13 protein-coding genes are annotated in these 12,710 nt (G+C 68.6%); 3 read left to right on the plus strand and 10 right to left on the minus strand.

Features of this window, described 5'->3' with window-relative positions; genetic code table 11:
• Positions 1 to 29: 29 nt before the first annotated feature.
• Positions 30 to 1,349 carry a COG1470 family protein gene (locus tag IE302_RS00490; protein WP_191250606.1) on the plus strand — a complete coding sequence of 440 codons (1,320 nt, stop codon included), beginning with the start codon at positions 30 to 32 and terminating at the stop codon, positions 1,347 to 1,349.
• Between the two features lie 6 nt (positions 1,350 to 1,355).
• Here IE302_RS00490 and IE302_RS00495 read toward each other — a convergent pair whose 3' ends face one another.
• The 10 genes from IE302_RS00495 to IE302_RS00540 form a co-directional block, all read right to left on the minus strand.
• Entirely contained in the window at positions 1,356 to 1,979 is a 624-nt protein-coding gene (locus IE302_RS00495; RefSeq protein ID WP_191250608.1) for a response regulator transcription factor, read from the minus strand.
• A 99-nt stretch (positions 1,980 to 2,078) separates the two neighbouring features.
• Positions 2,079 to 2,729 carry a response regulator gene (locus IE302_RS00500; RefSeq protein ID WP_191250610.1) on the minus strand — a complete coding sequence of 217 codons (651 nt, stop codon included), beginning with the start codon at positions 2,727 to 2,729 and terminating at the stop codon, positions 2,079 to 2,081.
• Positions 2,730 to 2,732: 3 nt separating this feature from the next.
• A complete protein-coding gene (locus tag IE302_RS00505; RefSeq protein ID WP_191250612.1) occupies positions 2,733 to 3,410 on the minus strand; it encodes a sensor histidine kinase in 678 nt (225 codons plus the stop codon).
• 297 nt (positions 3,411 to 3,707) lie between these two features.
• The gene (locus tag IE302_RS00510; RefSeq protein ID WP_191250614.1) at positions 3,708 to 4,592 is read right to left on the minus strand and encodes a helix-turn-helix transcriptional regulator; all 885 of its coding nucleotides are present in this window, start codon (positions 4,590 to 4,592) and stop codon (positions 3,708 to 3,710) included.
• A gap of 53 nt (positions 4,593 to 4,645) precedes the next feature.
• The gene (locus IE302_RS00515; RefSeq protein WP_191250616.1) at positions 4,646 to 5,449 is read right to left on the minus strand and encodes an SDR family oxidoreductase; all 804 of its coding nucleotides are present in this window, start codon (positions 5,447 to 5,449) and stop codon (positions 4,646 to 4,648) included.
• 751 nt (positions 5,450 to 6,200) lie between these two features.
• On the minus strand, positions 6,201 to 6,872 hold the full coding sequence (locus tag IE302_RS00520) for an FMN-binding negative transcriptional regulator (protein WP_191250618.1): 672 nt from the start codon (positions 6,870 to 6,872) through the stop codon (positions 6,201 to 6,203).
• A gap of 20 nt (positions 6,873 to 6,892) precedes the next feature.
• Complete coding sequence (locus tag IE302_RS00525; protein ID WP_191250620.1) at positions 6,893 to 8,410, minus strand: FAD-dependent monooxygenase; 1,518 nt, start codon at positions 8,408 to 8,410, stop codon at positions 6,893 to 6,895.
• A 31-nt stretch (positions 8,411 to 8,441) separates the two neighbouring features.
• The gene (locus IE302_RS00530) at positions 8,442 to 9,569 is read right to left on the minus strand and encodes a zinc-binding dehydrogenase (protein WP_229907522.1); all 1,128 of its coding nucleotides are present in this window, start codon (positions 9,567 to 9,569) and stop codon (positions 8,442 to 8,444) included.
• 70 nt (positions 9,570 to 9,639) lie between these two features.
• A complete protein-coding gene (locus IE302_RS00535) occupies positions 9,640 to 10,578 on the minus strand; it encodes a ketoacyl-ACP synthase III (RefSeq protein WP_191250624.1) in 939 nt (312 codons plus the stop codon).
• Positions 10,575 to 10,823 carry a hypothetical protein gene (locus IE302_RS00540; protein WP_191250626.1) on the minus strand — a complete coding sequence of 83 codons (249 nt, stop codon included), beginning with the start codon at positions 10,821 to 10,823 and terminating at the stop codon, positions 10,575 to 10,577. Before IE302_RS00540 ends, IE302_RS00535 begins: the two co-directional genes overlap by 4 nt.
• Positions 10,824 to 11,165: 342 nt before the next feature.
• Between IE302_RS00540 and IE302_RS00545 the strand changes: the two genes are divergently transcribed.
• Positions 11,166 to 11,381 (plus strand): MbtH family protein, encoded by a 216-nt coding sequence (locus IE302_RS00545; protein ID WP_191250628.1) that lies wholly within the window; start codon positions 11,166 to 11,168, stop codon positions 11,379 to 11,381.
• Positions 11,382 to 11,496: 115 nt separating this feature from the next.
• Positions 11,497 to 12,684 carry an NAD(P)/FAD-dependent oxidoreductase gene (locus IE302_RS00550; RefSeq protein ID WP_191250630.1) on the plus strand — a complete coding sequence of 396 codons (1,188 nt, stop codon included), beginning with the start codon at positions 11,497 to 11,499 and terminating at the stop codon, positions 12,682 to 12,684.
• Positions 12,685 to 12,710: the final 26 nt, after the last annotated feature.

A 12,710-nucleotide genomic window follows, 5' to 3' on the forward strand; every position in this document is an offset into this window, starting at 1 on the left:
TGGGGCGCCGGACGCGCAGACTTCCGGGTATGGGAGCAACGGCGACGCTGTCGGAGGCGGGCCTGGTCGTGGAACCGGGCCAGGAGATCAGCTGCTCGGTGACCATTCGCAACGCCGGCCAGGTCGTCGATCAGTTCGCGATCGAAGTGGTCGGCGGCCCGGGTGCCTGGGCCACCGCGGAACCGGCGACGGTGAACCTGATGCCGGGGGAGGCGGGCACGGTCGTCGTCCGGTTCGCGCCGCCGCGGTCGTCCGACGTCCAGGCAGGCCTGATCCCCTTCGGTGTCAGGGTCTCGTCGAGCGAGGACCCGGCCGGGTCCGTGGTCGAGGAGGGCACCCTCCAACTCGGAGCCTTCGCCGAGGTGACCGCCGAAATCGTTCCGGCGAAGGTGGAGGCCGGTTCCAAGGCCGACTTCGAAGTGGCCGTCGACAACCGCGGGAACCAGCCGGTCGCCATCGAACTGAGCGCGCTCGACCCCGAGGACGAGCTCGACTTCGAGCTCGAACGGAACCGGGCCGACCTCGCGCCGGGCACGGCCGCGTTCGTCCGCCTGCGGGCCCGGCCGCGGAAACGGTTCCTGCGCGGGCAACCCGTACGCCATCGCTTCCAGGTGTTCGTCATCGCCGACGGTGCCGAACCGCTCAAGACCGAAGGCACCATGGTGCAACGGCAGTTGCTGCCGAAGTGGTTGCTGCCGGCGTTGGCCGCCCTGCTGGTGCTGCTACTGGCCTTGGTGACCCTGTGGTTCACCGTGCTGAGGCCCGCGGTGAAGTCGGCCGCCCGTGAAGCCGCTCAGGAACAGAACCAGGAGGTGATCAAGGCGGCGCAGGACGCCGGTGGCGCCGCGGGTGAGGCGAAGAAGAACGCCGATCAGGCCAAACAGAACTCCGAAGACGCGATGAAGGCCGTCGGGCTGACCCCGCCCGTGGACGGCGCGGCTCCCGGTCCCAGAACACAGAACGGTGTCCCCAACCCGGGAGCCAACACCACCGGGACACCGACCGACTTCCGCGTGGCGGCGGACGCGGCGGCCGACTCGAACGTCAACCGCTTCGCCGAATTCCCTTACGCCATGCCGGACGCCACGAAAACGCTGGTCGTCACCGACCTGATTCTGCAGAACCCCCGTGGCGACGGCGGAACCCTGAGACTGTTGCGGGATGCCGGTGGCACCAAGACCGTCCTGCTGGAAGTCGGCCTCGCGAACTTCCGCGACCTCGACCACCACTGGTTGCAGGCCTGGCGGTTCGCCCCGGGTGAGAAGATCGTGCTCGCGGTCAGCTGCCAGACACCGGGCGGCGGGGGTCGTTGCACGCCGTCGGTCTCCTTCTCCGGCCGAATCGAATAGACCGGATCAGATCAACCCCTCGCGCAAGGCGAACGCGACGGCATGAGCGCGGTTGCGGAGCTGGAAACGGTTGGTGATGTCGTGCAGGATCGATTTCACCGTCCGCTCGGAATAGCTCAACCGGTCGGCGATCTCCTTGGTCTCGAATCCGTCCGCGACCATCCGCAGCACCTGGGTCTCGCGTTGCGACATCCCGGCCAGATCCCAGCCGTTCGGCTGCAGGACGTCCCGCTGCAACCGGGACACCCGGGACAGCAGACGGCCGAGCAGGTCCGGCGGCAGCGCACCTTCCCCGGCGGCCGCGGCCTTCACCAGCCGCACCAGGGTGTCGGGGGTGGCGTCGGCCCGGCGGATGATCGCGGAGACACCGTTGCCCACGACGTCCAGCAACTCCGAGTCGTCCACCTCCCCGGCGACCAGGACGACACCGGCGCAGCCGGCGCAGTGGAGGCTGCGCAGCAACTGCCGTGCCTCCTCGTTCAGCCGCTCGACGATGACCAGTACGACGGCCGGCTCGTCGGAGCCGTCCGCGAAGCGGATCTCGGGGCGTGCGCGCAGCGCGGCGGTGACACCCGCGTGCGTAATGGTGTCGGTGGCATGAAGCAACACCGGGATCTGGTCGACCAGCATCGATGAACCCTCTCCGCGAGCAGCGTTTCCTCATTCCCAAGGATCGTGGGGTCGGGGTTCCGCGAACAGGGATCCGGAGTCCCGATATGTCCCGCTTTGTTACTCCGATCGAGCGACGCCTGCCTTTCTGATCTTGGCGATGGCCTGGGCCCGGTCGGTGACCTGGAGCTTGCGGAAGATGTGGGACACGTGGTTTCGCACGGTTTTCGGGCTGAGCACCAGCCGGTCGGCGATGGAGGCGTTCCCCATGCCCTGCGCGATGAGCCGCATGATCTCCCGTTCGCGCGCGGTCAGCTGCGGAAAGGACTCGTCGCGCGGGGTCTCCGTGCCCAGCAGGGAAAGCACCTGGGTCGCGATCGCCGGACTGAAGATCGCCTCGCCGTCGCCGATCACCCGTACCGCGCGGACGACCTGTTCGTTGCGTGCCCCTTTGAGCAGGTAGCCGCGCGCTCCCGCGCGCATGGCGGCGAACACCGCGGCTTCGTTCTCGAACATGGTCAGCATGAGCACGCCGGTGTGCGGGCCGGCGTCGACGATCCGGCGGGTCGCCTCGACGCCGTCGAGGTCCGGGAGGTTCAGGTCCATCAGGATGACGTCGGGCTCCAGCCTGCCCGCTTCCGTGACCGCGGTTAAGCCGTCGGCCGCCTGCCCGACGACCTCGATGCCGTGGGTACCGTCGAGCATCGCGCAGATGGCCGTCCGGAAGGCGGGATGGTCGTCCACCACGAGGACACGGAGGGGCGCGAACATCGCTCACTCCTTGGTGGCGAGCGGCAGCCAGGCGGCGACCCGGGTGCCGCCCGAGGCCACCGGCTCGATCACGCAGCCGCCGCCGAGGTCGCCGGCGCGTTCCCGCATCGAACGCAGTCCGGTCCCGCCGACCACGGGCAGCGTCTCACCGCCCGTGCCGACACCGTCGTCGACGATCTCCACGCGCAGATCGCCGTCCAGTGGCCAGAGGCGCACCGCGCACTGCCGGGCACCGGAGTGGCGGGCGACGTTCACGAGCGCCTCGCGGATGATCCGGTACGCGGTGACTTCCACCTCGGTCGACAGCGGCGGCAGCTCACCGCGGACCTCGACCGTCACCATCAGCGGGCCGTGCTCGGCGGGAACCCGGTCGGTGAGCATCCCGGCATACCGGCGCACGGCCGTGACGAGCCCCGTCTCGTCGAGCGCGGGCGGGCGCGCGTCGGTCACGATCCGGCGCAGTTCGGTGATGGCGCCGTAGAGTTCCTCTTCGAGCCGGGCGAGGAGACGCTCGGCCCCGGCTCGGTCGCGGACGATCAGTTCACGGGCCGCCCGCAGCCCGAGCACTGCCACGGCGAGTGTCGGTCCGACGCCGTCGTGGAGGTCGTTGAGCACCGTCCTGAGCCGGTCTTCGTACCCGGCAGGACGAACGACGTCGGTGACAACGAAGGTCCGGCGCATTTTCTCCCCCGTCCGGCGGCATGTCTGGACTCCTTGGCGTCCGGGTCAACCAGTCCTCGGCAAGGTGACGCAACCGTCGGCTCCATTTTGGGTAGCGTTCTGGTCACTCGCTGTACTAGTCGTGGAATCCGGTCTCGGCGTTTCCGTGCTTCCTGTCCGTTCTGGTAACGGTTTGGAGCCGATGCGAAACCGCAAGAAAATGCTGGGCTCAAGCGACCGCATTCGACGTTATCGCTGCCGATGTCGACCCGATGGTCGAATGAGGTGAAGGGGTCTTTTTCCCGCGTCGCGTCACGCTTACTGGTTTACGGGAGCCGCAAGCCTTTCATGGCCGGCCGCCCACGACGCCAACAGGGCCAGACCGTCCGCGGTCGCCGTGCCGGAGGCCGCGGTGTAGACGGTCAGGAGCAGGCCGGGGTCGGCAGGCAGCTCCATCGATTCGACGTCCAGGTCGAGCCGGCCCACTACCGGATGGTGCAGGCGCTTGCGCCCGGACCGGTGAAGGCGAACGTCCTGAGATGCCCACCGCTGCCGAAATAGGTCACTGCGTGTCGACAATTCACCGACCAGGGCGATCAGCTCCTCGTCGTGCGGATTGCGGCCGGCTTCCATGCGTAGCTTCGCGGCCACATCGGAGGCGATGCGGTCATAGTCGACGAAGAACGTCTCTGCCGCTTCGGGCTCCAGGTACACGAACCGTGCGGTGTTCGCCGGCCGTCGTGTGTCGGCCAGTACCGGTGAATACAGCGCGCGGGCAAGGTGATTCATGGCCAGCACGTCGTAACGGCCATTGCAAATCCACGTCGGCGCATTGGTTATGGCGTCGAGCACTTGCTGAAGTGCCGGGCGCGCCGTCGCGGCGGGACGCCGACGGCGTGGACCGCCGGGTGCCCTGGACTGCCGCGCGAGGTGGAAGAGGTGATCGCGCTCGGCCTCGTCGAGGTGCAAGGCGGAGGCCAACGCGTCGAGCACCCCGTCGGAGGCGCCGGCGAGGCTGCCGCGCTCCATCCGCACGTAATAGTCGACCGACACCCCTGCCAGGAGGGCCACCTCTTCGCGACGCAGGCCTTTGACCCGGCGGTTGCCGCCATAGGCGGGCAGACCGGCCCGCTCGGGGGTTATCCGCGCGCGACGCGAGCGCAGGAATTCCTTGATCTCGGTGCGCGGATCGATCTTGGCCACCCCTCCACTGTAGGCACCGCCCGCAGGTGGAGGGAGGTTCTGTCGGTACCCCCCTAGGTCCCTGACGCGGTCGTGGCGATGCCGCCGTCGACCGGGACGATGGTGCCCGTGAGGTAGGACCCGGCCCGGCTGGCGAGGAACACGGCGATGCCTGCCATGTCGTCGTCGCGGCCGAGCCTCCGCAGAGGGGCTTTCGCCGCGATCGTGTCACCGAGGGCATCGAGCGTGGACGCCATCATCCGCGACGGGAACGGTCCTGGGGCCACCGCGTTCACCGTGACGTGCTGGGGGCCCAGCTCCCTGGCCAGCACCCTGGTGAGTTGATGGAGTGCCGCTTTGCTGCCGGCGTAGGAATAATTGGGGGACTCGGCGACGTGGACGGCGGCGATACTGCCGATGTTGATGATCCGCGCGGGATCATCGGCGGTGCCCGCCCTGCGAAGCGCGGGGAGCAGTGCCTGCACCAGCCAGAACGGCGACTTGAGGTTGAGGTCGATCACTGCGTCCCAGGCCTCGTCCGGGAACGTCTCCAGCGGCTCGCGCCACATCGCTCCCGCGTTGTTGACGAGGATGTCGAGGCGTTCCGAGCCGGCTTTGACAAGATCGGCGAGGCGCCGGCACTCGTCGTGCCTGGACAGGTCGGCGGGAATTGCTTGAACGTCGCCGAATTCGGACAGCAGATGCTGTGCCTCAGCGCACGCATCCGCCTTGCGTGAGCTGACGACGACGCGAGCGCCCGCCTGCAAAAGGCCGCGCGCCATCATCATTCCGATGCCGCTGGTGCCGCCGGTGACAAGTGCGTACTTCCCGCTCAGATCGAAAAGATCTGCGTGAGGGGTGGACTGGTTGTCCGCCATTGGTTTTCGTTCCTTCTGTCGTGGAAGCCGATGGGGTAACGCCGCAGCGCGTTCCCCTTGAGTGTTGTCGGAGCTTTCGTTCCGAAGCCGACTCAAACAGGTTCACAGGTGTCGTGGACGTCTGGGAGACCCTGCTGATTCAGGTACTGTGAGAGCCCCTTTGCTCGCTGGCGCCGCTGGATCGCCGCTCAGCCCAGCCTGGCGACCCTGTGCCGCTGCTGCCGAAGTTGACGCCGGATGGCTGCTAGCCGACGCCGGACGCAACGACGACCATGACGTTGTCGCAACAATGATTGAAGGAGCACTTGTGGATGATCTGAGCAACCGCGTCGGACGGCTCGATGCTGAGGCCGATTACGCGGCACGCACTTTTGACCACGCGAACTCGAGATTCACGCAGGCCCACGAGAAGCAGGAAGAGTGTGAGCACTTGCGAACGGCCGCACTCGCACTCAACGCGCTCGGGAACATTCGACTTGCGCAATCGATGCTCCTGAATAGGTGCAATAGCTGACCTGCCACTCTGATGACGAGTAGGAAGCAGAGGAGAGCAACTGCCCGCCGTGGCGAGTCTGCTCACTGACGGAGCGCTCAACTGCGCGGGCGTCGGTTGCGCTGTCGTCAGGCGCACCTAGGCGTGTCACAGTCGCGCGCAAGCGACGACAGCCCGGGGCGCCAGAGAGCATGTTCAGCGAACGCGTTCTCGTGGAGTCGACCGCACCACCGCGATCGCGCACTGGCGTCGTCGGCGTTAGCCATCGGCGCGTGGCCGGCAGTGGGGCGCTGAGGGCAGGCGGTCCATCAGGCCCGCCATCGCGCGGTAGTGGGCGCTCGCCCGCGTGCCGAACGATCGTCGTACCTGTTCGCGGACCTCGGTGCTCTGCTCCTGGCTGAGCTTGAACATGCCCTCCGTACCGGTCACATGGACGCGGAACGCGCCGACGGCGGGCAGGATCTCGCGGAAGTAGCCGATCGACTCGGTCATGTCCCAGTCGCTGCCGAACCGGCTCTCGAGGGTACGCACCGTGGCCATGACCACGTCGAGTGTCTCCTCGATCGGTTCGATCTTCTGGACGGTCCCGCGCACGTGGACCGAGGTGAAGTTCCAGGTCGGCGCCGCCGGGGTGTACCCGTAGATCGTCGGTGTCACGTATCCATGCGGTCCGGTGAACGTCAGCAGCGCGACGCCGCCGTCCGCCAGCGCCGACCAGTGCGGGTTGTGCCGGTTCACGTGGCACAACAGGACACTGCCCGTCAGGTCGGCCGAACCGGTGTCGAACGCCTCCGCGATCGCCGCGAGGTGGGTGGCGAACGGGGCCTCTCCCGGCGGGCCGTTGCTCGTCAGCAGCGCCAGCGGGTTGTTCCTGATGACCTCGATCATCCACGACGTGTCGGGCGGGCGGTACGGACGAGGTACGAACATCGGCATCTCCCGGCAGTGGCTCATCGTGGCAGGGCCGCGCCGAACCAGGTTGTGAGGGCGGTCCGGAGCGCGGCGGTGTCGGGCGCGCCGTCGGTGGCGGCCGCCCAGGCGACATGGCCGTCGGGGCGGACGAGGAGCGCGGCGGGAGCGGGGATCTCGCCGCACCCCGGGACGGGCCAATGGCCGTCCTCGCTTCGCGCCTCGACGAGATCGACGCGGCCGGCCCAGTCCTCGGCGGCCGCCGCCACGTCGGCGTTGCCCCGCAGGTCGAGCAGTACGGGACGGGCGGCGTGCAGCAGCTCGTGGAGACGGGCGGTGCCCTCGTGCGTCTTGAGGTCGGCGTCGGGCACCCGGCGGCCGGCCAGCGGGTGATCGCCGTCTGCCGGGTACCGGATGTCCAGCGCGGTGAGCATGCCGCGCAGATACCGGTTGACGTCCTCGAATTCGACGAGCGAGGCGAACACGTCACGCAGCGCGTCCGTCTGGGCGCCGGGGCGGACCAGCGCCACCTGGGCCTGGACGTTACGCAGGACGCGCGCACCCACGGCGTGGCGCTCGTCGTGGTAGCTGTCCAGCAGGGTGTCCGGCGCCTCGCCGCGCACCACCGAGGCGAGCTTCCACCCGAGGTTGACCGCGTCCTGGACACCCACGTTCAGCCCCTGCCCGCCGGACGGGTAGTGGATGTGCGCGGCGTCGCCCGCGAGCAGCACCCTGCCCTCCCGGTACCGCGCGGCCTGCCGTGCGGCGTCGCTGAACCGGGAGACCCACTGCGGGTCGCACATTCCCCAGTCCGTGCCCACGAGCCTGAACAGCGACTCCCGGAGCTGCTCGAACGTCGCGGGCTCGTCGCGGTCCGGGAGACGGTCGAACTCGGAGGTGATGACCCGATGCCAGCCCGGCTCCAACGCGAACACCGAGACGTGGCCGCCCGGACCGCGCCGCATGAAGATGTAGTCCTCGGGCAGCCCGGGGAGCCGGACGTCGCCGAGCAGCCCGGCCATCGTCGCCGGAGTGCCGGGAAAGGCGATGCCCGACAGCTTGCGCACCGTGCTGCGGCCGCCGTCGCAGCCCACAAGGTAGCGGGCGCGCAGGGGAGTGGGTGCCGCGCCCGCCGTGCTCAGGTCGACGGTCACGCCGGCGTCGTCCTGGCGGATCCCGCTCACCTCCGACAACCAGCGCACCCGCACGCCGAGCTCGGCGGCCCACTCCTCCAGGAGCCGCTCGATGGCGGACTGCGGGAGGTTCAGCGGGTAGGCGTGCCGGGACTCGGACTCGTCGAAGTCCAGCCACAGCCCCGAGAAGTGGCTTACCGGCTGTCGTTCGCCGGCCGCCAGGAACCGGTCCAGGACACCGCGCTGATCAAGGATCTCCAGGGTGCGGGCGTGCATCCCGCCTGCTCGCGACTCGCCCGTCCGGCCCGCGAGCCGGTCGGCCACCACCACCTCGACGCCCGCCAGCCGCAGCTCACAGGAGAGCATCAGGCCGGTCGCCCCGGCGCCCGCGATCACCACGTCCGTGTCCATCCCGGCGTCTCCCATGTTGGTTCCCTCCGTCCACCGCCCGGGCCGCTCAGAGCGGGTTCACGCGGTACATCGGGAAGTACGATCCGATCCGTCCATTCGCGTAGTCGTCGGCCAGCTCGGGCACCCGGTCGAAGTCGTAGACCACGTCCGAGCCCTTCGGTGCGATCCAGCCCTCGGCCTCCTGGAAGTCCCGGATTCCGGGTGACTCCGGCAGCCGCCACACGTGCGTGTTCACGTGGATGTGGCGGGCGATGGCCTCGGCGCCACGCAGATGCGACAGGCGCATCCCGGCCTTCCAACCGCACGTGGTGACGACTCCCTCGCGGCCGAGCGCCTTGAGGGTGACGTCGTACAGGGGCTCGCCGATGTTGTCCACGAAGATCGCCACCCCGTTGCCGTCACCGAGGTTTCCGATGACTTCGAGGAAGTTCTCGACCGAGGTGCGGCGCCGCTCGTACCGGTCCCGGTCGGTCCCTTCGCGCCTGCCGGGCAGCGCCAGGTCGGGAAACTCGCGGCGGTCCACGGGCGTGATGCCGTGCTCCCGCAGGAGCGCGACGCGCTCGTCCGAGCCTGCCGCCATCGCCACCCGGAAGCCGGCCCGTTTGGCCAGCGTCAGCTCGGCGAACGACACGCCGCCGCCCCACCCGAACACCAGATGGTTCGCCGGATCGTCGTCGGCCACCTGCGTCCGCCAGCACCCGAACGCCTTGCGCCAGTTGTCCCATGCGGTGAAGTACCGCCCGTACGAGGCCCACTGGGACAGGGAGTACGCCGTGCTGTCCGGAACCGGCAGCAGCAGCCGTGCGTTCACCTTCGACCGCTTGGCCAGCAGCCCGACGGTGCCGGGGCAGTCGTAGGCGTACACGAGTTCGGCGTAGCCGAAGCGGTCGAGCCTGCCGAACGGCATGACCAGGCAGAGGTCGCCTTCCCGGATCCGGACGGCTCCGCGGTCCGCGTGGACCCCGAGCACGCGCACCACACCCATGTTGCCGAGGACCACCGGGTCTTCGCCGCGGCTGGTGCACACGTCGATCGGCGAACGGGCCAGCGCGTGGCCGATATTGGCCTCCCAGGAACCGAGGATCGGCTCCACCAGCGCCTCACCCTCCTCCAGCGGGGCGAAGGTGAACCGGTCGCGCCGCGGCACGCCCCCGCGGTCTCGCGCGCCGGACACCGCACCGGAGTCCAGGACCCAGGCATCTGACGAGTAGATGGCGACCTCCCGTGATCGAGAACCCGCGCGGTCAGGGGTTCGTGGCGTCCGGCACCCGGTAGTCCACCGAGACCCCGCCCCACGCCTCACCGGCGCCATAGGTCACGGCACCGAGTCGTCCCGCGGTGGGGAGCGAGCCGGTATCGAGCTCCTCGGCGAACGCCAGCGGAATCGAGGCGGCCGACGTGTTCGCGACGTTCGCGATCCGGTTCACGAAACGCACGCCGAGATGGGCGGTGATCCCGCGGACCTGTTCCAGGATGCGGGTGTTCGCCTGGTGGCCGACCAGGACGGTCGGCGCGGGGCCGTGGTCGAACAGGTACTGCGCCGACTCCGACATCCGGCGCACCGCGTGGACGAACACCTGCGCTCCGTCGAGGTGGACGCCGCCCGCGTCCTTCTCCCGGATGAGCCCGTCCTGGGTGCCGTCGCAGCCGGCGACCTGGCAGAAGCCCGTGAACTCCGCGCGGTTCTCCAGCAGGACGGTCGCGCAGCCGTCGGCGAAGAGGAACGCGGTCTTCTCGTCCGTCCGGTCGATCATCCGGGACATGGCCTCCACCGCGCACACCAGGACCGACCGCGCCTGGCCGGCGTCACAGAGCGCGAGCCCGGAGATCAGCCCGTAGACGAAGCCGCAGCAGGCCGCGTTCATGTCGAAGGTGAGCACCGAAGGCCCCAGCCCGGCGAGGTGCGCCACCTTCTGTGCGACACCGGGGAGGCGCTGCTCGGATGTGGTGCTGGCGACGATGAGGGCGCCGACCGAGAGCGGGTCGGTCATCCTGGAGACGATCGGCGCGCAGGCCTCGGCCGCCACCTCCACGAGCGGGGCGTCGTCCGGCAGCCAGGAACGGGACACGATGCCGGTGCGGCGCCGGATCCACTCGTCCGTGAGACCGATCGACTCGAAGTGGTCGTTGGCGATCGTCCGGCCAGGCTTCGCGGTGGCGATGTCGACGATGCCCGCACTCATCCCTGGGACGCCAGCTTCGCGAAGTAGGTGCTGAAATCGTCGAGGAAGACGAAGCCCGCGGTCTTGTTCAGGTCGGCCTTGAGCTGGAGCGTGCGCTCCAGCTGTTCGTGCAGCTCGATCAGGTCGAGAGAATCGAGATCGAGCTCGGCGATCGGCCGGACGAGGTCGTCAGGGCCCAGCGACGGGTCACGTTCACGCAGTTTCGCCAGCATGGTGTTCGTGATACTGCTCTTGATTTCGTTCATGTTTTCTCCGTCCACATGACTGGGTACTCGAATTGCCTCGGTGGGGACGGGATTGGCTGAACCCGGATTTGAGCAGGCTCATTCACGGGCCATTGTCCGGAAACAGTGGCACAGCACGCCGTCGGGGTACAAGCGAACGCGGGCGCCGGGGGTTTCGGCGATTCCGCGTCCTTTGCCGCACGGGCGGCAGGCTCATACGGTCCGCTATCGGGGCAGCGCCCTTTCCAAGGTGCCCGCGGGTGCCTGGTGTCCCGTCGACAGGACGCCGGTCGGCGACCGGTGTGACCTGGCGAGTCATCCCGTTTCCTCCCCGAGTCCCCGTGATCTTTAAGGACGGTGGCAGTGAGCACGAACCCCTTCGATGACGAGAACGGCCGCTTCTACGTCGTGATCAACGACGAGGATCAGCATTCCTTGTGGCCTGTCTTCGCCGAGGTGCCGGAAGGCTGGCGGGTGGTCTTCGGCGAGGCGGCGAGGGCCGAGTGCCTGGAGTACGTCGAGCGGAACTGGACCGACCTGCGCCCGAAGAGTTTGCGGGAAGCCATGGCGGTGGACTGACCGCTCGGCCGTCCGGACACTCGTCAATTCGGAACAGGTACTGATCAATCCGACGGTGGCGCCGGTTTCCGCGTCCATCGAATCCATGGGAACAGCGGCCCGGTAAGAGAGGGCAATGTACGACGTAATTGTCATTGGTGCCCGGTGTGCGGGCTCGCCGGCGGCCATGCTGTTCGCCCGGCAGGGGTATCGCGTCGCGCTTTTCGAGAAGGCGCGGTTCCCCCGGGACACGCTGTCCTCGCACTACATCCACCAGCCGGGGGTGGCGCTCCTCGACCGGTGGGGGCTGCTCGACGAGCTCCGCGCGGCGGGCTGTCAGCCGATCGATCACCAGAGCTATACGGCGCCCGGGGTTCGGCTGGACGGCTTCTCCCTGCCGGTCGACGGTCACCGGACGACCTACGCGCCGAGGCGGTACGTGCTCGACCCGATCCTCGCGGCCGGTGCCGTGCGGTCCGGCGTGGAGTTCAGGGATTCCTGCACGGTCGACGACCTGGTGTTCGAGAACGACCGGGTGGTCGGCGTGCGGTACACGACGCCCGGCGGCGCCGCGGCGACGGACCGGGCGCGGCTGGTCGTCGGAGCGGACGGCATGCGGTCATTGGTGGCCCGCGAGACCGGTGCGCGGAAGGTCATCGAGCACCCGCGGCTGACCTGCACCTACTACAGCTACTGGGCCGGGGTCCCCGCGCACTTCGAGCTCTACGAGCGGCCGGGGCGCTGGATCGGCCTCACTCCCACCAACGACGACCTCACGCTGATCATGACCTACTTCCCGCAGAGCGAATTCCCTGACGTGCGCGCCGCGGTGGAACCCGCCTACCTCGAAGCCGTCCGTGTCACGGCCCCCGAGTTGTACGAGCGGATGTCGGCGGGCACCCGCGTGGAGCAGTTGTACGGCACGGGGCACCAGGAGAACTTCTTCCGCAAGGCCTTCGGGCCCGGGTGGGTGCTGCTCGGTGACTCGGTGCACCACAAGGATTCCATCACCGCCCGCGGGATCACCGACGCCTTCATCCAGGCCCAGTCGCTCACCGACCACATCGGGGAGCGACTGCATGACGACAGGGCGCTCACGGCGGCGCTTTCGCGCTACGAGCGCGACCTGGACGACAAGTTCTACAACCTCTACCAGGCCGCGCTCAACGTGGCCGAGCTCAAACCCGAGAGGCAGTCGCAGATGCTGCGGAAGCTGGCCGGTCACCAGGAGCTGATCGACCGATATTTCTCGACGGTGTCGGGATCGTGCTCCTTCGACGACTTCTACAACAACGAACTCTTGGCGGTACTCGATCAGAGCTGACCAGCGGGCCTGTCGATTTGGAGACC

Origin of the sequence: Amycolatopsis oliviviridis (genome assembly GCF_014654365.1) — a bacterium.
Lineage (GTDB): Bacteria > Actinomycetota > Actinomycetes > Mycobacteriales > Pseudonocardiaceae > Amycolatopsis > Amycolatopsis oliviviridis.